17 protein-coding genes are annotated in these 21,298 nt (G+C 64.6%); 6 read left to right on the forward strand and 11 right to left on the reverse strand.

The genetic code is table 11. From position 1 onward, the window contains the following. Window positions 1–23 precede the first annotated feature (23 nt). Window positions 24–1,310: a glutamate dehydrogenase GdhB gene (gdhB, locus tag ACSFC5_RS04430; protein ID WP_440764040.1), complete on the forward strand. Its 1,287-nt coding sequence runs from the start codon at window positions 24–26 to the stop codon at window positions 1,308–1,310. Between the two features lie 69 nt (window positions 1,311–1,379). Here gdhB and ACSFC5_RS04435 read toward each other — a convergent pair whose 3' ends face one another. The 3 genes from ACSFC5_RS04435 to ACSFC5_RS04445 form a co-directional block, all read right to left on the reverse strand. Next, window positions 1,380–1,760 carry a VOC family protein gene (locus ACSFC5_RS04435; RefSeq protein ID WP_440764041.1) on the reverse strand — a complete coding sequence of 127 codons (381 nt, stop codon included), beginning with the start codon at window positions 1,758–1,760 and terminating at the stop codon, window positions 1,380–1,382. Between the two features lie 123 nt (window positions 1,761–1,883). Further along, window positions 1,884–5,099, reverse strand: coding sequence for an FAD-binding and (Fe-S)-binding domain-containing protein (locus tag ACSFC5_RS04440; RefSeq protein ID WP_440764042.1), 3,216 nt, complete (start codon window positions 5,097–5,099; stop codon window positions 1,884–1,886). Window positions 5,100–5,107: 8 nt separating this feature from the next. Further along, a complete protein-coding gene (locus ACSFC5_RS04445; RefSeq protein WP_440764043.1) occupies window positions 5,108–6,085 on the reverse strand; it encodes an NAD(P)-dependent oxidoreductase in 978 nt (325 codons plus the stop codon). A gap of 148 nt (window positions 6,086–6,233) precedes the next feature. On the opposite strand from ACSFC5_RS04445, the gene ACSFC5_RS04450 reads away from it, so the two are divergent. Then, window positions 6,234–7,592: an amidohydrolase gene (locus ACSFC5_RS04450; protein WP_440764044.1), complete on the forward strand. Its 1,359-nt coding sequence runs from the start codon at window positions 6,234–6,236 to the stop codon at window positions 7,590–7,592. Then, window positions 7,589–8,845: a threonine ammonia-lyase gene (ilvA, locus tag ACSFC5_RS04455; protein WP_440764045.1), complete on the forward strand. Its 1,257-nt coding sequence runs from the start codon at window positions 7,589–7,591 to the stop codon at window positions 8,843–8,845. The genes ACSFC5_RS04450 and ilvA overlap by 4 nt, the downstream gene beginning before the upstream one ends. Before the next feature lie 84 nt (window positions 8,846–8,929). On the opposite strand, the gene ACSFC5_RS04460 is transcribed toward ilvA, so the two are convergent. From ACSFC5_RS04460 to ACSFC5_RS04490, 7 genes are all read right to left on the reverse strand, one after another. Then, on the reverse strand, window positions 8,930–9,364 hold the full coding sequence (locus ACSFC5_RS04460; RefSeq protein WP_440764046.1) for an ester cyclase: 435 nt from the start codon (window positions 9,362–9,364) through the stop codon (window positions 8,930–8,932). A gap of 114 nt (window positions 9,365–9,478) precedes the next feature. Beyond that, window positions 9,479–10,837 (reverse strand): class-III pyridoxal-phosphate-dependent aminotransferase, encoded by a 1,359-nt coding sequence (locus tag ACSFC5_RS04465; protein WP_440764047.1) that lies wholly within the window; start codon window positions 10,835–10,837, stop codon window positions 9,479–9,481. Window positions 10,838–10,994: 157 nt separating this feature from the next. Next, the gene (locus tag ACSFC5_RS04470; protein WP_440764048.1) at window positions 10,995–12,674 is read right to left on the reverse strand and encodes a BCCT family transporter; all 1,680 of its coding nucleotides are present in this window, start codon (window positions 12,672–12,674) and stop codon (window positions 10,995–10,997) included. Between the two features lie 536 nt (window positions 12,675–13,210). Then, window positions 13,211–13,858 carry a DUF8102 family protein gene (locus ACSFC5_RS04475; protein WP_440764049.1) on the reverse strand — a complete coding sequence of 216 codons (648 nt, stop codon included), beginning with the start codon at window positions 13,856–13,858 and terminating at the stop codon, window positions 13,211–13,213. A gap of 117 nt (window positions 13,859–13,975) precedes the next feature. After that, window positions 13,976–15,256: an amidohydrolase gene (locus tag ACSFC5_RS04480; RefSeq protein ID WP_440764050.1), complete on the reverse strand. Its 1,281-nt coding sequence runs from the start codon at window positions 15,254–15,256 to the stop codon at window positions 13,976–13,978. A gap of 271 nt (window positions 15,257–15,527) precedes the next feature. After that, window positions 15,528–15,917: a Rid family detoxifying hydrolase gene (locus ACSFC5_RS04485; RefSeq protein WP_440764051.1), complete on the reverse strand. Its 390-nt coding sequence runs from the start codon at window positions 15,915–15,917 to the stop codon at window positions 15,528–15,530. 60 nt (window positions 15,918–15,977) lie between these two features. After that, window positions 15,978–17,348 (reverse strand): aspartate aminotransferase family protein, encoded by a 1,371-nt coding sequence (locus ACSFC5_RS04490; RefSeq protein WP_440764052.1) that lies wholly within the window; start codon window positions 17,346–17,348, stop codon window positions 15,978–15,980. Between the two features lie 174 nt (window positions 17,349–17,522). Here ACSFC5_RS04490 and ACSFC5_RS04495 point away from each other — a divergent pair, with 174 nt between their 5' ends. From ACSFC5_RS04495 to ACSFC5_RS04505, 3 genes are all read left to right on the forward strand, one after another. Next, a complete protein-coding gene (locus tag ACSFC5_RS04495) occupies window positions 17,523–18,371 on the forward strand; it encodes a proline dehydrogenase family protein (RefSeq protein WP_440764053.1) in 849 nt (282 codons plus the stop codon). Between the two features lie 39 nt (window positions 18,372–18,410). After that, entirely contained in the window at window positions 18,411–19,148 is a 738-nt protein-coding gene (locus tag ACSFC5_RS04500; RefSeq protein WP_440764054.1) for a DUF502 domain-containing protein, read from the forward strand. A 71-nt stretch (window positions 19,149–19,219) separates the two neighbouring features. Continuing rightward, a complete protein-coding gene (locus tag ACSFC5_RS04505) occupies window positions 19,220–19,528 on the forward strand; it encodes a hypothetical protein (RefSeq protein WP_440764055.1) in 309 nt (102 codons plus the stop codon). A gap of 475 nt (window positions 19,529–20,003) precedes the next feature. Here ACSFC5_RS04505 and ACSFC5_RS04510 read toward each other — a convergent pair whose 3' ends face one another. Then, window positions 20,004–21,197 (reverse strand): threonine synthase, encoded by a 1,194-nt coding sequence (locus ACSFC5_RS04510; protein WP_440764056.1) that lies wholly within the window; start codon window positions 21,195–21,197, stop codon window positions 20,004–20,006. Window positions 21,198–21,298 lie beyond the last annotated feature (101 nt).

Raw genomic sequence — 21,298 nt, forward strand, 5'->3', positions numbered from 1 at the left:
TTCACGTCCACACTCAATTCACAATGTCTACGACACCGACCCAGAAAGAAGCCGAACCCGAAGCAGAGTACGACTCGGCGCTCGTCACCGCTCGACGCCAACTCGAGCGCGCGGCGACCCACATCGACGTCGACGAGGGCGTCATCGAGCGACTGAAACACCCGACGAAGGTCCAGCAGGTCTCGGTCCCGCTCGAGCGCGACGACGGCGAGGTCGAGGTCTTCACGGGCTACCGCGCCCAGCACGACGACGTGCGCGGACCGTACAAGGGCGGCCTGCGCTATCACCCCGAGGTCACCGCCGAGGAGTGTACCGGGCTCTCGATGTGGATGACCTGGAAGTGCGCCGTGATGGACCTCCCCTTCGGCGGCGGCAAAGGCGGCATCGCCATCGATCCCAAATCGCTTTCCGCGGACGAGACCGAACGGCTCACGCGCCGCTTCGCCGAGGAACTGCGCGACGTCGTCGGCCCGACGAAGGACGTTCCCGCACCCGACATGGGCACTGACGCCCAGACGATGGCCTGGTTTATGGACGCCTACTCGATGCAACAGGGCGAGACCATCCCCGGCGTCGTCACCGGCAAGCCGCCGGTCATTGGCGGTTCCTACGGTCGCGAGGAAGCGCCAGGTCGCTCGACCGCGATCGCCGCCCGCGAAGCGATTCAGTACGAGGGCCACGAGGTCTCCGAGATGACCGTCGCGGTCCAGGGCTTCGGCAGCGTCGGCGCGAACGCCGCACGCCTGCTCGAGGACTGGGGCGCGACCGTCGTCGCCGTCTCTGACGTCAACGGCGCGCTCTACGATCCCGACGGACTCGAGACCCACGAGATTCCGACCCACGACGAGGAGGCCGAAGCCGTCCTCGAGCAGGACGCCCCGCAAACGATCACCAACGAGGACGTCCTCGAACTCGACGTCGACGTGCTGATTCCGGCCGCGGTCGGGAACGTGATCACCGCCGACAACGCGGACGCCATCGAGGCCGATATCGTCGTCGAGGGTGCGAACGGGCCGACGACGTTCGCCGCCGATACGATCCTCGAGGAGCGCGACGTGACGGTCATCCCCGACATCCTCGCCAACGCCGGCGGCGTGACGGTGAGCTACTTCGAGTGGCTCCAGGACATCAACCGCCGCCAGTGGACCTTAGAGGAGGTCAACGAGGAACTCGAGGACAAGATGCTCTCGGCCTGGGCGGACGTTCGCGCGGAGGTCGAGGCGAAGGACCTGACCTGGCGCGACGCCGCCTACGTCGTCGCGCTCTCACGGATCGCCGAGGCGAAGGCGACGCGCGGGCTCTGGCCGTAGCGGACGGTAGTCGTACGCTCGGTTTTCACAAGTTGAATCCGCAGGTTCTCAACGGCGTCTTCCGATCGCTCAGTCGTCGTAGCGCCCGATCTCGACGAGGTTTCCGTCGGGGTCCCGGAAGTACACCGACGTGATCGGGCCGACGGCGCCAGTGCGATCGACCGGTCCCGCGATAATCTCGACGTCACGTTCTCGGAGCCGGCGCTCGACGTCCTCGATTGGCGTCTCAGTGACCAGACAAAAGTCGCCCCCGCCGGAGGTCGGCTCCCGCGCGACGGGTTCGACGTCGGTGTCGACCGGGTGGAGATTGATCTTTTGCTCGCCGAAGCGCAGCGCCTTGCGATCGTCGCCAAAGGTCACGATCTCGGCCCCTAGATCCTCGTAGAACTCGCACGTCGCCTCAACGTCCTCTACGGTGAGGACGAAATGATCGATGCCGGTGAGGTTCATCGCTGCTGCCCTCGCGTCGCTGGTCGTCGTTCCATGGACTGGTCTTTGTCGCCCCTCGAAAAATAACCCGCTGCCGGCCGGCGACCGCGCCGGAACGATACGGGTCAGCCGTCGCAGCCATCGTTACGCCGACAGCGCCGCGGCCACCTTCTCGATAGGGTGGGGCGGATCGTCACAGCCGTCGTACTCCGAAAGCTGCGACCGACAGGACGCACCCGGTGCGACGACCGTCTCGCCGTCGCTCGCTTCCACTTGATCGAACAGCACTTCGCCGATCTTCCGGCTCAGCGAGTAGTGTTCGGCCTCGTAGCCGAACGAACCGGCCATGCCACAGCAGCCCGAGTCCAGCGCGTCGACCTCGTAGCCGACGGCCTCGAGCACCGTCGCCGCGTGGCCGTCCTTCTTCGTGGCCTTCTGGTGGCAGTGGCCGTGGTAGGTCAGTTGCTCGCCAAGTTCGCCGTCCCCGGTCGGCAGCCCCTCTGTGAGATCGAACCGATCGAGATACTCGAGCACGCCGTAGGTGTTCGCCGCGACCAGTTCCACGTCGGGCCCCGAGAGCAGGTCCAGATAGTCCGACTGGAACATGACGGCGTCGGAGGGCTCGACGAGCACGACCTCCCAGCCGTCCTCGAGTCGGGGAGCCAGCGCGTCGACGTTGGTTTGAGCGCGCTCCCGAGAAAGATCGAGAAACCCCTTCGAGTGCGCCGGCCGTCCCGTCGACGTCACGCCCTCGGGAATCCGGACGTGAACGCCCGCCGTCTCGAGCACCTGCACGGCCGCCTTCCCCGCTCGCGGGTGGTTGTAGTTCGTGTAGGTGTCGGGGAAGAGCAACACCTTCCGGTCGGCTTCCGATTCCGAGACCTTCGGTCCGCGCTTTGCGAACCAGTCCTCGAAGCTCTCGCTCGCGAACGCGGGGAGATCGCGCTCGCGGGCGATACCGACCGTCTTCTCGGCGATGGTACCGGAACCCGGTAGCGAGGCCATCCAGTTCGAGAGCGGCGCGAGCGCGGAGCCGACGGCGTTCAGTCGGTCGACGTTCGCAAAGAGCTTGTCGCGAAGGCTCGAGCCGTTCGCCTGGTGGTTCGCGTGCTCTACTTCGGCTTTGAGCTTCGCCATGTCGACCTCGCTCGGACAGTCCCGCGCACAGCCCTTGCAGCCGATACAGAGGTCCATGATCTCGGCGAGGAACTCCGCGTCCGTCGATTCGGCGTCGAGCTCGCCGTTCATCGCGCTTCGGAGCATGTTCGCCCGGCCGCGGGTGCTCAGGCTCTCCTCCTCGGCCGCGCGGAACGTCGGACACATTACGCCGCCGGTGGTCTCCTGATCGCCGCGACAGCCGCCGCAGCCGTGACAGAGTTCGGCCATCCCCTGGAAGCCGTTCTCGTTCTCCCAGTTCAGGTCCGGCTCGAATCCCGCGTCAAATTCGTAGTCGGGATCGAACCGCAGATTCTCGGTCATGCTGTGATCGCCGCAGACGTTCCCCGGGTTCAGCAGCCAGTCCGGATCGAAGACCGTCTTCAGCTCACGGAACAGTTCCCAGACGTCGTCGCCGTACAGTTTGTGATTCCACTGGGTTCGGGCGCGGCCGTCGCCGTGCTCGCCCGAGACGCTGCCGCCGTACCGGACGACGAGATCCGTCACGTCGTCCGAGATCGATTCGAACTCCTCGAGGCCCGCCTCGGTCTTCGTGTCCACCAGCGGGCGCATATGCATACAGCCCGGCCCCGCGTGGGCGTAGAAGCTGGCGAACGTGTCGTACTCTTCGAGCACGTCCTGAAAGTCCGCCACGTAGTCCGCGAGGTTCTCCGTGGGGACGGCCGTGTCCTCGATAAACGAGATGTGTTTGGCGTCCGAGGTTCGAGACAACAGAATGGGCGCCGCGCTCTTGCGGAGCTTCCAGAGTTCGGCGATGCCTTCCGGATCGTGAGCCTCGAGGGCGTCGAACGCCCGGACGGGGTCGCCGGCGGTGACGTCCCCCTCGTCGTCCGCGTCGTCCGCGTCGGCCGTCGGATCCGGCACGTCCGCGTCCGGCAACCGATCGGCCAGCAACTCCGCGACCTGCTCGCGACCGTGGTCGTCGTCCTCCGCGTAGAACTCGACGAGCAGTGCGGTCTCGGTGCCCGCGGGGAGTCGCTCGACCAGGTCGGCGAACTCTTCCGTTCTCGAAGCGAGGTCGATCAGCACGTCGTCGATGGCCTCGATAGCCGCCGGATCGTGGTTCCGGACGATGGTGTCGACGTCGGCCATCGCCTCGAGCAGGTCCTGGTAGGTCAACAGCGCGACGGACGTGGTCTCGGGGACCGGCTCGAGCGAGACGGTCGCTCCCGTGATCACGCCGAGGGTACCCTCGCTGCCGGCGAAGACCCGCGCGAGGTTGACCGTCGCCTCGGGGTCGGGTTCGCTCTCGTCCTCGATCGTCACCGACTCGGCCGTGTTCTCGTCGAACGCCTCCGGTTTCCCGTGGGCTTCCGCGACCAGTCGGTCGAGGTTGTACCCCGAGACGTTCCGTTTCAGTTGCGGGAAGACTTCGCTGATCGCCTCGCTTTCCTCGTCGATAACGCGACGCAGGGCGTCATATATGCGCTCGAGGAGTTCCCCGTCCGGATTCGCCGTCTCGCGAAGCTCCCGGACCGTCACCTCGCCGAAGCGTTCGACGGAGCCGTCGGCGAGGACAATCTCGCAGGCTTCGACGTAGGCGTCGGTCTTCCCGTACTGTAGCGAGTGAGCACCCGTCGAGTTGTTCCCGATAGCACCGCCGATCGTACTGCGATTGCCGGCGGCGGGGTCCGGTGCGAACTTCAGGTCGTGCGGTGAGAGTTCGTCGTTGAGATCGGCGAGCACGGCCCCCGCTTCGACGGTCGCTCGGCGCTCGTCCGGGTCGACGGAGCGCAGGCCGCCCATGTGCGTCGTGAAATCGAGGACGACGGCCTCGTTGACCGCCTGCCCGGCGAGGCTCGTTCCGCCACCCCGTGGAAGGACGGGAATCCCGTTGTCCGCACAGTACTCGACGACGTTCGCGACGTCCGCAGTCGAGCGCGGGAGCACGACCCCGATCGGGGTCATTTCGTACGCGCTCGCGTCGGTCGCGTACAGTTGTCGGGAGTAGTCGTCGAACCGGATCTCGCCGTCGATTCGCTCTTGCAGGGCGGAGACGAGTTCGGGTCGACCGACGTCGCCGCCGACGTAGTCGTAGTCGGCTCGGGCGTCCGCCGCTGGATCATCCTTGCGCGGATCGTCCGGCGGCCCCAGCTGGGTCTCCTCGGGCGTCGACGTCTGGTCGCTGTGGTCGGTCGTCGAGGGCGAGTCGTCGGTCGCGGATGGCGGGTTGTCGGTAGCCATCGATCTCGTTAGCTCGACTCCGGCCGGTAGACGGCGTTTTCGAGGTCACTGCCCGTCCCCTCGTCGAGCACGCCGACGTTGCGTGCGACGATGTCGGCCAACCGGTCCCAGTGTTTCGGCGTGTGGCCGCCCGTGTGGGGCGTGATCAGGCAGTTTTCGAGGTCCCAGAGCTCGTGATCGTTCGGCAACGGTTCGGGCTCGGTGACGTCGAGTGCCGCACCGCGGATGCCGTTGAACTGCAGCGCCGCGACGAGCGCGTCGGTGTCGATGATGCCGCCCCGGGCCGCGTTAACGATAACTGCATTCGGCGGGAGCGTCGCCAGCGCGTCCTCGTCGACGAGGTTGCGCGTCAGATCGTTCAGCGGACAGGCGAGGACGACGTACTCGCTGCGCGAGAAGGCCTCGTGGATGTCCGCCGCCTCGAAGCTCAGGACCTCGTCGGTCGGCCCGCCCTTCTCGGGCGTGTAGCGGATGCCGATCGTCTCGACGTCGAAGCCCTCGAGTCGCTGGACGATTGCCTGGCCGATCGAGCCGAGGCCGACGACTGTGACCGTGCTGTCGGTAAACTCGTGGGACTGGAAGTGACGCCACTCGCCGTTTTGCTTGCGCCGCCAGCCCTCGTGGAGATTTCTGGCGAAGACGAGCATGTTGGCGATCGACTGCTCGGCGATGCCGGGCGCGTGGATGCCGCCCGCGTTCGTCACGGCGACGCCGTGGTCGGCCAGGGCGTCCATCGGCACGTGATCCGTGCCCGCGAACGTACACGCGAACAGTTCGAGTCGGTCGGCGGCCTCGAGGAGAGCTTCCTCGATCGTAATGCCGGTGACGACCCGCGCTTTGGGGACGAGTTCGCGCTCCGCTTCGGGCGTTCGCGCGAGCGCGACGGTGTGATCGGGAAGCCGTTCGCGAAGCGTCTCGGCGTACGACTCCATCGACAGTCCTTCCGTTCCCTCTCGCAGAACGACGACGTCTGGATTCGTGCTCATAGTGGTGAATGTGTGCGCTACCGCGGCCTGTCGCCGCTGCAACGCAGCTATACCCTACGGTTGTCATCGTCTCTCTTATCCTTTTTGTGTAGTCGGCGTTAACACTCATTGTGTATAATTAAGTCACTGGGGCGCGTCAGTGACTGGCATGAACGAGCCGATACGCGACCGCCTCGTTTCCCTTCGTCGCAGTTTGCACCGCCACCCCGAACCGGCCTGGCGCGAGTTCTACACGACGGCACGGATCGTCGAAGAGATCCGATCGATCGGCGTCGACGAACTGGCCGTCGGTCCGGACGCCTACGATCCCGCGGATCGAATGGCCGTCCCCGAAGACCACCGACTCGCGTCGTGGGGCAAACGGGCGCGCGAACGCGGTATCGATCCCGACCTGCTCGATCGGATGGCCGGCGGCAACACCGGCGCCGTCGCCGTCCTCGATCGCGGCGAGGGTCCCGCGATCGGGTTGCGGGTCGACATCGACGCGCTGTTCATCGAGGAGTCGGACGAGAGGGGACACGATCCGGCCGACGAGGGCTTTCGCTCGGAGATCGACGGCGCGATGCACGCCTGCGGCCACGACGTCCACATGACCTGGGGGCTGGCCGTCCTCGAGGCCATCACAGAGAGCGATTTCGCAGGCAAACTAGTCGTCTTCTTCCAGCCCGCGGAGGAGACCAGCGGCGGCGGCCGTCCGATGGCGAGAAGCGAGTTCGCGGACGATCTGGACTACCTGCTCGCAGTCCACGTCGGCCTCGACCATCCCACCGGCGAGGTCGTCGCCGGGATCGAGAAGCCGCTCGCGATGGCCCACATCGACGCGACCATCCACGGCACCTCCGCTCACGCCGGCAAATCCCCTAACGAAGGCGACAACGCGATGCACGCTATGGGGGCCGCGATCGTCAACGCCTACGGCATCCCCCGCCACGCCGACGGGATGACCCGGGTGAACATCGGCTACGCTGAGGCCGGCTCCGCGAGCAACGTCATCGCCGAGGAGGCCCACATGGAGGCCGAAGCCCGCGGCGAGACCACCGAACTGATGGAGTACATGAGCGACGAACTCGAGCGAACGGTCAACTCGGCCGCGACGATGCACGGCTGTCGGGCCGACATTGAGGTGGTCAGCAAATCGCCGCGAGCCGACAGCGACCCCGAACTGCAAGCGCTCGTCAGCGAAGTCGCGAGCGGCGTTCGCGGAATCGATCACGTCATTCCCGCCGCCGATTTTGGTGCCAGCGAGGACGCCACGTTCCTGATGGAGCGCGTCCAGCAGGACGGCGGGCTGGCGACGTACCTGATCGTCGGCACCGACCATCCCACCAGCCACCACACGCCGACGTTCGACGTAGACGAGGACAGCCTCGAGCACGGCGTCGACGTGCTCGTGGAGACGATCCGGGAACTCGAGCGTCAGCATCCGGTCCCACACGTCGAAGCCTCGGCGGCTGTCGAGGCTCCGGCGGACATCGAGGACCCGGCGAACGCGGAGGGCGGTGAATGAGCCGGGATCGCGAGACTGAGCCCGCGCTCGTCAGCCTCGAGGACGTTGAAGACGCGCGTGATCGGATCGACGACGTCGTCCACCGGACGCCGCTCGACACCTCGAGCACGTTCGCCGAGCTGAGCGGCGCGGCGTCGGTCGGGCTCAAACTCGAAAACGTCCAGCGGACGGGCTCGTTCAAAATCCGCGGCGCGTACAACATGATGGCCCAGCTATCCGACGAGGAACGCGACGTGGGCGTCATCTCCTCGAGCGCGGGCAACCACGCCCAGGGCGTCGCGTTGGCCGGCCAGCTGCTCGATATCGAGACCACCATCGTGGTGCCCGAAGTCACGCCCGCCGCGAAGATCGAGGCCACCCGCGGCTACGGCGCCGAGGTCGTCGTCGAGGGCGACATCTACGAGCGGTCCTACGAGTACGCCCTCGAGCGAGCCGAAGAGACCGGCGAGACGTTCGTCCACCCCTTCGACGATCCGGCGATCATCGCCGGCCAGGGAACGATCGGCCTCGAGTTGCTCGAGCAGTACTCGGCGCTTGACACCGTCCTCGTCGCCATCGGCGGCGGCGGTCTCATCTCGGGGATCGGGACGGTGCTCAAGGCCCACGATCCGGATACTCGAGTCATCGGAGTGCAGCCCGAAGGTGCGTACCACGCGAAACCGTCGCTCGAGGCCGGCGAGATCCGCGAACTCGAGGACGTCGACACCGTCGCGGAGGGGATCGCGGATACGCGACTGCTCGAAACCACGTTCCTGAACGCTCGCGAGGTCGTCGACGACGTCGTGAGCGTCAGCGATCGCGAGATCGCGACCGCCGTGACGTTGCTCGCCGAGCGCGCGAAGACGGTGGTGGAGAGCGCGGGAGCGGCACCCCTGGCGGCCGCGTTATCGGATTCGGCCGATCTGGACCTCGAGGGTGACCACGTCGGCGTCGTCATTTCGGGCGGGAACGTCAATCTCTCCGAACACGCCGAACTGACTCGGACCGGGCTCCACGAACTCGAGCGCTACACTGAGGCACGATTGGCCGTCGAAGGGTGGCCAACGACCGTCGGTGACGTGGTCGAAACCGTCGAATCGGAGGGCGCCGAACTCGACGTCCTCGAGCGTGCACGGCGGGGTCCCGCCGACGAGCCGAACCGGGTTCCCGTGAGGATCGGACTCGAGGGGAGCGGCCGGGAGCATCTCGAGAGAGTGCTCGAGGCGCTGTCCGACGTAGACGGCGTCTCGGTCCTCGAACGCTCGCTCGCGTAAGGATCGATTGGCGGCTGGCTACTGGCAGTCGGCTGCGGCGCCAACGCGATTCGAGGAGAACGTAACGAAAGCGGGGAACCGGGCTCAGAACGGGCGTTGGTCGACCAGTCCAAGCTGTCGCATGAAGCCGAGCGCGTCGTCGTTGACCCATCGCTCGACGAGTTTGCCGTCTTCGACGCGGTCGAACATCGCGCCGGTGACGTCGATTCGGTTGCCCGTCGGTTCGACTCCGAGCAGTTCTCGCTCGTGCGTGCCGGTGGTCCGGAACCGAGTCGCGACGACGTCGTCGTCCTCGATCATCTGTTCGACGGCCATCTCGAAATCCGAGACGGCGCCGCGGAAGTTCTCGACGAGCCAGCGGTAGTCTTCGGGTCCGCGGACAGGCTCTTCGACCATCGGATTTCGGTAGACGAATTCGTCGGCGACGAGCGCATCGATCGCGTCGAAATCACCGCCGTTCCAGACGTCTTCGATGTCCTGTCGGACGGCCTCCATCGGTGTTCGTGAGGTCACTGACATTCACCGGCGTGGTACACGCTCACAGAGTTCATAACCCTTTGCGCCTGCCTCTGATAGGTCAGAGAACGGCACTAGTATAACCCGGGGCGAAACTGCGGCCCGTTGTCCGATCGATTACGCTCGAACCGTCGCGCCCGCGGCGTTGATCGCCTCGAGGAAGATCCCGATCCCCAACTCGATCTCGCGCTCGCTCGAGTCCAGCGGCGGGAGCAGCCGAATCGTCTTCTTCCCGCAGCCGAGGGTGAGCATACCGCGTTTCAGCGACTCCTTGACCACGGCGGCCCGTCGCTCGGGCGTATCGAAGGTGACCGCGAGCATCAGGCCCTTGCCGCGGACGTCCTGGACGTAGTCCGGCGAGTCGTCGCGCAGGAGTTCCTTCGCCTGCTCCCCGCGCTGTGTTGCGTTGTCGAGCAGGTCGTGTTCCTGGATGGCCTCGAGCGTGAACGTGCCCATCATCGATCCCAGGAGATCCCCGCCGCCGAACGTCGACCCGAGTCGGTTCTTCTCGCTGGGGAAGATATCCTCGCGCGAAATCGTCGCGCCGACGCGCAGCGCCTTCGCGGCGGAGATGACGTCGGGCTCGATGGGGTAGTGATCCGAGGCCCACATCTCCCCCGTGCGGCCGATACCGGACTGGATCTCGTCGACGACCAGCGGGATGTCGTACTCGTCGGTGACGTCCGCGACCTCCCGCATGAACGCCTCGCTGGGGAAACGGTAGCCGCCGACGCCCTGGATGGGCTCGAGGGTGAGGAAGGCGATCTCGTCGGGGTTGATGTGACCGCCCTCGGGCGACAGCGAGTTGCGAAGCTGCGAGCCGGCGCCGGTGAAGAAGCCGCAGTCGCAGGTGCTCGCGTCACAGCCGCGATCGGCACAGAACGGGATCGTCTCGATTCCGTCGATCTGTGGGTAGTGGCGGGTGTAGACCTCCTTCGATTTCGTGATCGAGAGGGTGCCGAAGGTGCGGCCGTGGAAGCTCCCCGAAAACGCAACGCCGTACTTCGACGGCGCGCGGTAGTCGTTGGTGATCTTCATCGCGTTCTCCATGGCCTCCGCGCCGGAGTTCGAGAGGAAGACCGTGTCCATATCGTACTGACTCGAGACCTCGACGAGTTTGTTCATGAGGTGACTCGAGCCCGGCACGTCGGACTCCTCGGGGGTCGGGCCGGCGCCGAAGTACATGTCCTGGCCGGCAATTTTCATCGGCTCGACGAGGTCGAACTCGCGAAGCTTGTCGGTGAGCTTCGGGTTGTTGTAGCCGAGGGGTGCTGCACCGATGTGGCAGGTAAAGTCGAGCAGTACGTTGCCGTCGACGTCGGTCACGAACGGGCCGTCGGCCTCGCGGGTTACGTCCCAGACGAACTCGTGGGAGTACTCGCTCGGTGCCGCGTTCGCGCCGTGGAACTCGACCCACTGCTGGGCGTTGGGGCCGGGGAAGGCGTCCACGTTCGGTTCCGCTGTATCCCTATCCATACACAGATAATGTGTACGTCATACATTAAATGTTGTTATAGATGAGCACGATAGTCGCCGGAGGAGACGCCCCCACAGGGCGGAAAAAGGCGTTCTTAACCGCACAATACGACTATTCGGAGTACGAGACGCGAAAAGGTGAGACCGGTCAGCGAGTTCAGTCGTCGTCGCCCGGTTCGGCGGCCGCCGACGGCTCGTCGTCGGACTGGCCTCGAGCCGAGCCGAAGATGACCGTCTTCTCTTGGAGCAAGACTCGGCCTCGCGAGCCGCTGAAGTCCTTGACCAGACAGAGCAGGGCGAGGAAACAGACGATCGCGAACGGCGCGCCCGTGATGACGACCGCGTCCTGCAGCGCGCCGGCACCGCCCTCACCGCCGAGGATCATGAGGATCGCGGCGGTCAGGCCGAGGACGATCCCCCAGAAGACGCGGTTGATGGTCGACGGAGACGCCTTACCACCGGTGGTCATCATCGAGACGGCGAGCGTCGAGGAGTCCGCGGAGGTGACGAAGAACGTCGTCACGATGACCATGAAGCCGAGTATCAGGAGCGAACCGATCGGCACCGCAAATTCGACGATCAGCAGATCCAGCGTGAGCGAGAGCGAACTGAACAGGATGAACCCGGAGACCTCCGGCCCGGCTTCGCCCGCGATTACGGCCCCGAAGTCCGCGACGCCGTTGTGTTGCGCCCACACGGCAGTGCCGCCGACGAACGTGAACCACGGGATGGTCGCCGCCGAGGTCGCGACGATACCGGTAAACGCGACCTCGCGGACGGTTCGCCCCTTCGAAATCCGGGCGATGAACAGCCCCGCGAACGGAGACCACGAGAGCGCCCACGCCCAGTAGAAGACGGTCCAGGCCTCGACCCAGCCGGTGGCTCCCTCCTGGCCCGCACCGGTGTAGAGGCTCATCGAGACGAAGTCGCTGAGCATTCCACCCATCGCTTGCGAGCCGAGCAACAGGAGGAACATCGTCGGCCCCGCGATGAACGTCGCGATCATGATCACGACGAACAGCCCCATGTTGAAGTTCGATAGGCGCCGGATTCCCTTGTCGACCCCGAGCACCATCGAGACCGTAAACAGGATCGTCATGGTCGTCACCACGATCAGGATGCCGGCGTCGCCCATGTTGATCCCCCACTGGTAATCGAGTCCGCTGATGAACTGGCTACCGATGAATCCCAGGGAGGTTGCAACCCCACCGATCGTCGCGAAGACGGCGAGGATGTCGATCACCTTGGCGGCCGGGCCGTCGAGGTTCTCCTTTCCGAGGATCGGCGTGAGCGCCGACGACACCCGTAGCGGGACGTTATCGTAGTTGTACGCGAAGTAGCCGATCGCGATGCCCATGATGGTAAACACCGCGAGCTGGGGCAACGCCCAGTGGAACAGCGTTTGCTGAATCGCGTACGTCATCGCCGCGCCGGATTCGGCTTCGACGCCGAACAGCGGGTTCGGATCGGCGTAGTAGAACAGCCCCTCCGTCGGTCCCCAGAACACGACGCCCGCGGCGAACCCGGCCGAGTACAGCATCGTGAAAAACGAGAAGAAGCTGTACTCGGGATCCTCGTCTCCCATCTTGATCTTCCCCCACGGGCCGACGATCAGGAACAACAGGAAGAGGACGATCAGGAAGACGATAACCAGCAGCGCCCAGTTCATGTAGCTAACCATCTCCCCTTGGACGGTCGTGATCCCGTCTGCGACGAAGTCCCGATCGATGAAGAACGCGACGATCACCCCGAGGGTCAACAGCGCACCGAACGCGAAGACAACCGGATCGAGTTCGTCGAAGAACCGATCGATCGCCCCCTTCTCGGCGTCGCTCATGCCCTATCACCCCTGGTATTCGGGCAACCGGTTAGCGCTTGCACACACCGTCCCCGTGTTGCATCTACCATGCTTCGCGATAGCATACCGGACCAATTGTCAGTCTCTCGCATAAATATTTCCTTTTCGTATCTAACATACACAGATTACGTTTATTGGATGCGTCTGCTACGGAGAGTTTCAACGGTATGCTATATCGATCGATTGTTTTATTATTCGCTCCCTACTCCACGATTACCGTACATTTCTCGAAGGTACGCCAAATCATAAACCAATAGCGACGGGACACACACGTTCGCGTGAAAGTGTTGATATACGGCTCGAATCACATACTGTAGTCACTGCGGACGACAGGTGTGTGCCGAGCGGACGCGAGAGCAAGCCGAAACGGAGTGAGCCAAAACGGGAGCGCGCCGAACGGACGGCGCGGTGGTCGAGCTAGCGCACCGACGGGACGAGCAGGAAGGGCGAAGCCGGAACAGAAACGGTTCCTCGACGTCGTCAGCTCGAGTCGACGTCGCGCCGTCACACGACGGTTAACCCGTCAGTTCCTCGAGTTTCCGATCGCGTTCCGCGGCGCTCTCGCTGACCTGACTCGTGTACTCGTCGACACGATCCTGGATCTCCTCGCGGGCCGACTCGGGGGAGAACTCGTCGGACATGGTCAGCAGGCGGACGAAGGCGCGGAGTTCCTCGTCGGTAAGCTGGGCGAACTCTTCGTTCTCGAGTTTCTCGACGACTTCGTCGACGTCGATCTGGCCGACCGGTTCGACGTTGAATTCGACGTTGACCATCCGGTAGTTCGAGCCGGCGAGGCGCTGTTCGGCCTGCCCGACGCCCTCCGAGAGCATGTTCTTGAACGGCGTGTGGTAACCGATCGTCCCGAGATGCAGAAAGGCGAGCATATCGGTGATCCCCTGCGTGTAGGCGTCGCGTTCGTCGTCGTCGGGATCGAAGACGGTCTTGCGGTCTCGCTCTTCCATGTACTCGAACAGAATGCTGAAGTCGAGAACCGCGTTTCGGACGCGGCGGCGAATCCGGTTGCGCTTTTGCTTTTTCGAGTGGTCGGTGTAGTCCGTCTTTCGCCCGAGGAGGAAGTCGCGATCGGAGGGCGTAAGAATACCGCGCGGTCGATCGGCATCCGCTGCCGTCTCCAGAGACGCCGGCACGTCATCCTGACTCATACTGGGTACACGGGTATCCCGCGAATTAACGTTTCTGATTCGCCATACATGTGTTTTAAATCACATGTTGGCGACGCAGCGCTCGTACCGAGGACGACGGACTCCAGAGGAACGCGATCAGGGTCGTCGACGGGCGCACTCGAGGACGGCGTCGGTCAACACCGAGACGCCGATGCCGAGGCTCTCTTCGTCGATGTCGAAGGTGGGCGTCTGGTGGTTGGTCGGGTGGTCCGTGCCGACGAGGACGTACGAGGCCAGTCCGCCGGACTCCTGGACGCGTTCCATCAGGTAGGTCGCGTCCTCGCTCGCACCGAGTTCGGCGGTCTCTTTGACGTCGTGGACGCCGGTGGTTCGTCGCGCGACCTCGCCGACCAAATCCCGCAGCGCGGGGTCGCTGTCGACGCTCGGTGACTCGCTGATCATCCGCGGAGTCACGTCGCAGTCGTGCATCTCCGCGGCGGCGTAGCAGACGCGCTCGAGTTCCGTCCGCGTGTACTCCATCAGCGCCGTCGTCTCCCCGCGGACCTCGCCCTCGATGGTGATCTCCTCGGCGATGACGTTGCTCGCGGTGCCGCCCTCGATGCAGCCGACGTTCACGCGGGTCATCCCCTCGTCGTGGCGCGGGATCGCGTAGGCGTTTTGAATCGCGGTCGCGACCGCCTGCATCGCGTTAGCGCCTTCGTTCGGGGCCTTCCCCGCGTGTGCGCTCGCACCCTCGAACGTCACCGTGATGTGGGCCATCGCCAGCGGCTTCTCGACGCCGGCGACGACGGAGCCCGTCGGGTGATCGAGCCCCAAGTGTACGGCCAGCAGGTAGTCGACATCGTCGAGATAGCCCCCTTCGGCCATCGCCTTGCCGCCGCCCGAAATCTCCTCGGCGGGCTGGAAAAACACCGTAAACGTCCCCGTAAACTCGCTTGCCGCGACCGCCTCGAGCGTCCCAAGCGCCATTGCGACGTGAGCGTCGTGGCCGCAGGCGTGCATGTAGCCGTCGTGCTCGGAGCGAAAGCTCTCGTCGGCCGGGCGATGACCTGGTTCGTCGGACTCGCTGATCGCGGTGGCGTCCATGTCGACGCGCAGGCCGATCGACGGCCCCTCGCCGCGCTCGAGGACGGCGACGACGCCGGTGTGGCCGTCCGCGGTCCGCTCCAGCACGTCCTCGCGGACCCCGGCCTCGCGGGCCCGCTCGAGCCAGGGATCGATCTCCGCTTCGTCGGGGACGGCCATTCGGGCGTCGCTCGCGAGACAGTCCCGGCCGATGGCAATCTCGTCGACGCCGATCCGCTCGAGTTCCTCGACGATCCGCCCGGTCGTCCGGAACTCCCGCCACCCCGGTTCCGGGTAGCGGTGGAGTTCCCGTCGGAGGTCGGTCAACCTGTTTCGCACGTCGTAGGCCATTCTTGCCGGTTGTAGGCGGAGGAGCTACTTAACCGTGGTCGATACCGGGAGGAGCGACGCGCTCCCGGTCGAGCATTCGACTCAGCGGCTACGAGGTAATGGCGGAGTCGCAGTCCGCTCGGGTGCGGAACAAAGTGAACCGCGTACGGGGCCAAAGTGAACCAGGTGAGTGGAGTACGGGATAAAACGAATCGGTGAGTCGAAAAGGGGCAGAATCACCATCGTCACCGCCGGCGATTCAATCGTCGAACTATCTTGGTTCGGCTAGACGCTACCCGAGGTACGCGATCGCGTCCAACTCGACGCGAACGTTTTCGGGCAGCCGCGAGACCTCCACGCAGACGCGTGCCGGCGGTTCCGCGCCGAATTTCTCGCCGTAGGCCTCGTTGACCGCGTCGTAGTCCTCGAGATCTGTCAGATAGACGGTGACCTTGACGACGTCCTCGAGACCGTCGCCGCCGGCCTCGTCGACCACGCTCCCGATATTCTCGAGCACGCGGTCGGTCTGCTCCTGAATGTCACCTTCAATGACCTCGTCGGTCTCGGGATCGACGGGACCGTAGCCGGAGACGTACAGCGTGTCGCCGGCCCGAACGCCCTGCGAGTAGGGGTTGTCGTTGCTCGGTGCGCCGTCGGTTTCGATGGGGTCGGTGTCGGACATGGTCAGTCGAATCGGTTTCAGAAGGGAATCGTGGGTTCGGTCGTCGGGTCAGTTCGGTCGTTACGCGTCGTCGACTGCGTGCTCGATGCCGTCGACGACGATGTCCAGCGCTGCCTCCGCGAGGTCGTGGGTGAGCACGAGCGGCGGGAGGAAACGCAGGATGTTACCGTGGCGGCCGGCCGTCCAGACGAGGACGCCGTGTTCGAAGCAGTACTGCTGGATGTCGTCGACGAGATCGCCGTCGGGCTTCCCGTCGCTGTCGACGAACTCGGCGCCGATGAACAGTCCCTTCCCGCGGATCTGGCCGAGCCGATCGGTCTGGGTCGCGGCTTCTTGCAGGCGTCCCTGGATGTACTCGCCGAGATCGCGGGCGTGGGCGAGGAGGTCGTGTTCCTGAATGTACTCGATGGCACGGGTGCCGGCGCGCATGCCGACGACGTGACCGCGATACGTGCCGGCGTGGTCGCCCGACCCCCACGTGTCGAGTTCCTCCTTGTACATCGTCGCCGAGAGCGGGAAGCCGACGCCGCCAAGCGCCTTTGCGGAGGTCATCACGTCGGGCGTGACGCCCTCCCAGTCGCTGGCCCACCACTCGCCGGACCGACCCAGGCCGCTCTGGATCTCGTCGAAAATGAGGACGATATCGTTCTCGTCCGCGATGTCGCGAAGCCCCTGGAGGAACCCCTTCGGCGGCGTGACGATGCCGCCCTCGCCCTGGATCGGTTCGACGATGATGCCGGCCGGATTCGCGAGGCCGCCGTAGGGATCCTCGACGATGGCCTGCACCTCCTCGAGCGCGTGATCGACCGCTTCTTGGGGCGACTTGTCCTGGCGGAACGGGTAGGGATACGGCGCGTGGACGACGTCCGAAAGCAGCGGCGTGTAGTGGCCCTTGAACTTCTTGTTCCCGGTGACGCTCATCGCGCCGGTCGTCGCGCCGTGGTAGGCGCCGCGGAACGCGATCAGGCCGTCGCCGCCCGTGTTGTACTTCGCCAGCTTGATCGACGCTTCGACTGCGTCGCTGCCCGTCGGACCGCCGAAGACGACCCGGTTGTTCCCCTGCATGCCGGCCGGCGCGATCTCGTCGAGCTTCTCGATCAGCTCGAGTCGCGCTTCCGTCGGGAAGTCGACCGTGTGGACGAACTTGTCGGCCTGCTCGTGAACCGCCTCGAGCACGTAGGGGTTCGAGTGACCGACGTTGAGCACGCCGATCCCGGCGAACATGTCGATGTAGGTGTTGCCGTCGGCGTCGCGGACCGTCGCGCCTTTCCCTTCCTCGAAGGCGATCGGAATATCGTTCGGGTACGCGACCGCGCTGCTGTCGATGTCCTCCTGTTTCTCGAGCAGCGCTCGCGTGTTCGGTCCGGGAACGGAGTCGACGTTCGGTGCGTCATCGAAGTGGATGTCGTCGATCGGCGGTCCTGCCGTCATACGTGACCTCAGGTGAAACAGATATTAATATCTTGTCCACAGTATCCATACAGAGCATATACAGATTTTGAACACACTGGCAGCGAGGTCGATCGGGAGCGATCCGCCGCGACCGATTCGAACGGACCGTTCTACACACAAACTCCCTTAGGACTGGCAGTCCAACTGGAAAACATGATCCCGCCGATCGCGAACCGCTTCGTCGCCGGAGAGTCCCCCGCGCAGGCGCTCGATCACGTCCGACAACTCAACGGCCGCAACGTTCGGGCGATCGTCAACCTGCTGGGCGAACACCACGACGACCGATCGCCCGTGCGATCCGACGCCGCGGAGTACCGGGCGCTGGCCGGCGACATCGCGAACTCGAACCTCGAGGCCACGATCTCGATCAAGCCGTCCCAACTCGGACTCGACCTCGGGGAGGACGTCTTCCGCGAGGAACTCGAGGACGTCGTCGCCGCGGCGGCCGACCACGGCGTCTTTGTCTGGATCGACATGGAAGACCACACGACCACCGACGTGACGTTAAACGCCTTCGAGGACCTCGCTCGCGAGTACGGGAGCGACGACGAGTACCGGGTCGGGGTCTGCGTGCAGGCGAACCTGAAACGAACGCGCGCGGACGTCGAACGGCTCGCGGACGTCCCCGGAAAGGTTCGGTTCGTCAAGGGGGCGTACAACGAACCCGACGACATATCCTACTCGAGTTCGACGCGAGTCAACCACGAGTACGAGGCGCTGCTCGAGTACGCGTTCGAACACTACGACCGCGGAATCGCGGTCGGCAGTCATGATCCGGCCATGATCGAGCGCGCGATCGGCCTCCACGAAGAACACGGCACCGAGTTCGAGATTCAGATGCTCATGGGCGTCCGCACCGACGCTCAGTACGAACTCGCCGCAGAGTATCCGGTCTACCAGTACGTTCCCTACGGCGACCGGTGGAAGTCGTACATGTACCGCCGCCTCACCGAACGGAAAGAAAACGTCTGGTTCGCCCTCCGCGCCATTCTCGGACGGTAAAGGGAAGGGCTCATAATCCCCTAGTGTGAGTTGGTGTACATGGCTTCGTGGAAGCGAGATTTCGCGAGCGGGCTCATCGTCCTCGGCCCGATTCTCGTCACCCTCTACGTTATTTACTGGCTCTACGGGCTCGTCGCCGGGCTCACTCCCGGGCTCATCCTCGAGGCGGAAGCCCTCGAGCCGCTGATCCCGGGCGACGGGGGGCAGGCCCAGCAGACTCGCGAACAGCTCGCGCAGTTTCTCCGCGTCATCGTCGCACTGACCGTCTTCGTCATCCTCACCTTCTCCGTCGGCTACCTCATGCGGACGACCGTCGGCGGCCTTGTCGAACGCGTCGTCGACAACGTCGCGAACCGCGTCCCCGTGATGCGAGTCGTCTACAACGCCTCGAAGATGGCCGCCGAAACGGCCTTCGGCGAGCAGGACTCTCTCCAGAAACCCGTCAAACTCGAGACCTGGAACGGGCTGCGGATGACGGCGTTCAAGACCGGGAAAGTCACCGACGACGGACGAGAGGTGCTGTTCCTCCCGACCTCGCCGAACATCACCACCGGGTTCGTCGTCGAGGTCGAATCCGACCGGATCACCGAACTCGACGAGGACGTCGAGGACGCCCTCACCCGCGTGCTGAGCGCCGGGTTCGGCGACGCGAACCGGAATCGCGGGATGGAAGCCGGCGTCTCGATCAACGTCGTCGATGAGGCGAAAGCCGGCTCGCTCGAGAACTCAAAGAAGGGGGCCGGTGACGGTGCGACGGCCGAGAACGACGACGACTGACGCCGACACTAACCTCACGACTGTCGATCCGGTACACGTATTAGTTAGAACACCGTCATTTCCCAATAGCAATGTTTCCGGTAGCCTCCACCGAATCGATATTCAGCGGCGAGATGAACCCGCTCACGCGCGCCTATCGAGACGTCGTCATCTACGACGAGGCCAGCGCTGACGCCGAGTCACTTTACGAGGGACCGATCGTCGTTCACGGGAACGGCTGGCTCGAACTCGAGGGCGGCCGTCTCCTCTCGCCGAGTGCGGTCCACCACATCGACATTTACGACGACATCGACGAGAGCGGAGAGCAAAACGCCGACGAGCGGAACACTGACGAGGACGCCGGCGACGACTATCGGACCGGCCGATTCAGTCCTCGCTGACGGGCAGTGGTTCCCAGTAGTTGATATGACAGTTTAGGTATTGTAAGCAGGCTGTAGTAATGAAACACCTGATTCGATAACTGCAGATGCATATTACATAAACACTTTTCGCTGCCGAACAGACAATAGATTTTTAATACTTTGTGTCAGACAGATACCTGTGTTTGAGAATGGATTTGTCCGGGCAAGTGTGTCCTTTGCAGTCGCGTTTAGCGTTCCAGTTCTCTTGAGTGTACTCACTAGTGGAAGTCTGAATAGAGGCATTCAGATTGGAGTGGTAATGGGCATCATCTTCGCAGTCGCGAGCCAATACTTCGAACCCGAACCAACATCTGTTGGGCAGTAGGTATCCGTCCTGCACATGCCGCGAGTTTCACGGATAATCCGGAATACCGAAACCGCACTCTCCTCGAATCGAGTTTCGGAGCGCAGCGAACCGTAGTCGGACGCCCCCTCGAGCGCCCCGCGACCGCCGCTACACGCCCTGGCTCATCAGGTGACTGCGCAGCACGTCGCCTTCCTTGTTCCCCGCGGCGGTGTTGACGACGACGACCGTCTCGCTCCCGTCGAACTCGCCGCGCTCGGCGAGTTCCCAGACGCCGCTGGCCGCCGCGGCCGGACTCGGGGCCATTTCGAGTCCCTCGTGTTGGGCCACCTGCACCGCGGCCTCGAGGATGTCCCGATCCTCGGTGGCGACCGCGCCGCCGTCGGTCTCGCGAAGCGCCTTGAGCACCCGTGCACTCGCCGGCGGATCGGCGATCTCGATCTCGCCGCAGATCGTGTCCGGCGTTTCGACCGGCTCGTGCTCGTCACGATCGTTTTCGAGTGCGTCGACGATGGGGGCACAGCCGTCGGCCTGTGCGGCGTACAGTCCGGGGAGATCGTCGACCAAGCCGAGTTTCCGGAGTTCCGTCGCGGCCTTGTACGCGCCGACGAGACCGACGCCGACGCCGGTCGGGTAGACGACGACGTCGGGCACGTCCCACTCGAGTCCCTCCACGATTTCGTACAGCGTCGTCTTGGCGCCCTCGTGGCGATACGGCGTGTCGAACGACTGCACCGAGTACCAGTCCTCGTGCTCGGCCTGCCCCTCCTCGAACGCGCCGACGGCGTCGTCGTACCGGCCGCCGACGACGTTCATGTCGCCGCCGTGGACGTTGATCATCGCCTTGTTCGAGAAACTCGAGCGCGAGGGGACGTAGGAGTGCGAGGCGAGGCCCGCTCGACCCGCGTACGCGGCGGCCGCCTGTCCGCCGTTCCCCGTCGTGGCGAGCGCGACGTCGCTCGCGCCGTGCTGGCTGGCGGCCGTCAGGGCGACCGACTGGCCGCGATCCCTCGTCGACCCCGTCGGATTCCGGCCCTCGTCCTTGATCAGGAGCCGGTCGACGCCCAGTTCGTCGGCCAAGTTGGGACAGTCGACCAGCGCCGTTGCGCCCTCGTTCGTCGTCACCGCGGACTCGCGCGCGAACGGGAGCAGTTCCTCGTAGCGCCACAGCGAGTCGAACGGCCGGGCGGCGAGCGTCTCCCGATCCAGTTCGATCGCGTCGTAATCGTACGTCGGGTCCAGAAATCCGTCGCAGTCGGGACAGGTGTGGTGCTCCGCCGCGGCGTCGAAGGAAGCCCCGCAGTCGACACAGTCGAGACCGGTAAAAGCGTCCGTCGTCTCCATAGGTGAGTGTTCGCGGCCCGGGACTTGTAGCCACTGAAAGGCGATACGCGTTCGTCCGGGGAATGGCTGTGCTCGCTCGGTGTGGAGCACACCGACCGCCG

The organism is Natronorubrum marinum (assembly GCF_052040125.1).
Classification (GTDB): domain Archaea; phylum Halobacteriota; class Halobacteria; order Halobacteriales; family Natrialbaceae; genus Natronorubrum.

What these genes read in the sequence shown, in the direction of transcription:
- ACSFC5_RS04445 (WP_440764043.1), bottom strand. Translation starts at nt 6,085, where the DNA reads ATGAGCACGAATCCAGACGTCGTCGTTCTGCGAGAGGGAACGGAAGGA.
- ACSFC5_RS04465 (WP_440764047.1), bottom strand. Translation starts at nt 10,837, where the DNA reads ATGGATAGGGATACAGCGGAACCGAACGTGGACGCCTTCCCCGGCCCC.
- gdhB (WP_440764040.1), top strand. Translation starts at nt 24, where the DNA reads ATGTCTACGACACCGACCCAGAAAGAAGCCGAACCCGAAGCAGAGTAC.
- ACSFC5_RS04440 (WP_440764042.1), bottom strand. Translation starts at nt 5,099, where the DNA reads ATGGCTACCGACAACCCGCCATCCGCGACCGACGACTCGCCCTCGACG.
- ACSFC5_RS04435 (WP_440764041.1), bottom strand. Translation starts at nt 1,760, where the DNA reads ATGAACCTCACCGGCATCGATCATTTCGTCCTCACCGTAGAGGACGTT.
- ACSFC5_RS04490 (WP_440764052.1), bottom strand. Translation starts at nt 17,348, where the DNA reads ATGACGGCAGGACCGCCGATCGACGACATCCACTTCGATGACGCACCG.
- ACSFC5_RS04450 (WP_440764044.1), top strand. Translation starts at nt 6,234, where the DNA reads ATGAACGAGCCGATACGCGACCGCCTCGTTTCCCTTCGTCGCAGTTTG.
- ACSFC5_RS04475 (WP_440764049.1), bottom strand. Translation starts at nt 13,858, where the DNA reads ATGAGTCAGGATGACGTGCCGGCGTCTCTGGAGACGGCAGCGGATGCC.
- ACSFC5_RS04460 (WP_440764046.1), bottom strand. Translation starts at nt 9,364, where the DNA reads ATGTCAGTGACCTCACGAACACCGATGGAGGCCGTCCGACAGGACATC.
- ACSFC5_RS04500 (WP_440764054.1), top strand. Translation starts at nt 18,411, where the DNA reads ATGGCTTCGTGGAAGCGAGATTTCGCGAGCGGGCTCATCGTCCTCGGC.
- ACSFC5_RS04470 (WP_440764048.1), bottom strand. Translation starts at nt 12,674, where the DNA reads ATGAGCGACGCCGAGAAGGGGGCGATCGATCGGTTCTTCGACGAACTC.
- ACSFC5_RS04505 (WP_440764055.1), top strand. Translation starts at nt 19,220, where the DNA reads ATGTTTCCGGTAGCCTCCACCGAATCGATATTCAGCGGCGAGATGAAC.
- ACSFC5_RS04485 (WP_440764051.1), bottom strand. Translation starts at nt 15,917, where the DNA reads ATGTCCGACACCGACCCCATCGAAACCGACGGCGCACCGAGCAACGAC.
- ACSFC5_RS04480 (WP_440764050.1), bottom strand. Translation starts at nt 15,256, where the DNA reads ATGGCCTACGACGTGCGAAACAGGTTGACCGACCTCCGACGGGAACTC.
- ACSFC5_RS04495 (WP_440764053.1), top strand. Translation starts at nt 17,523, where the DNA reads ATGATCCCGCCGATCGCGAACCGCTTCGTCGCCGGAGAGTCCCCCGCG.
- ACSFC5_RS04510 (WP_440764056.1), bottom strand. Translation starts at nt 21,197, where the DNA reads ATGGAGACGACGGACGCTTTTACCGGTCTCGACTGTGTCGACTGCGGG.
- ilvA (WP_440764045.1), top strand. Translation starts at nt 7,589, where the DNA reads ATGAGCCGGGATCGCGAGACTGAGCCCGCGCTCGTCAGCCTCGAGGAC.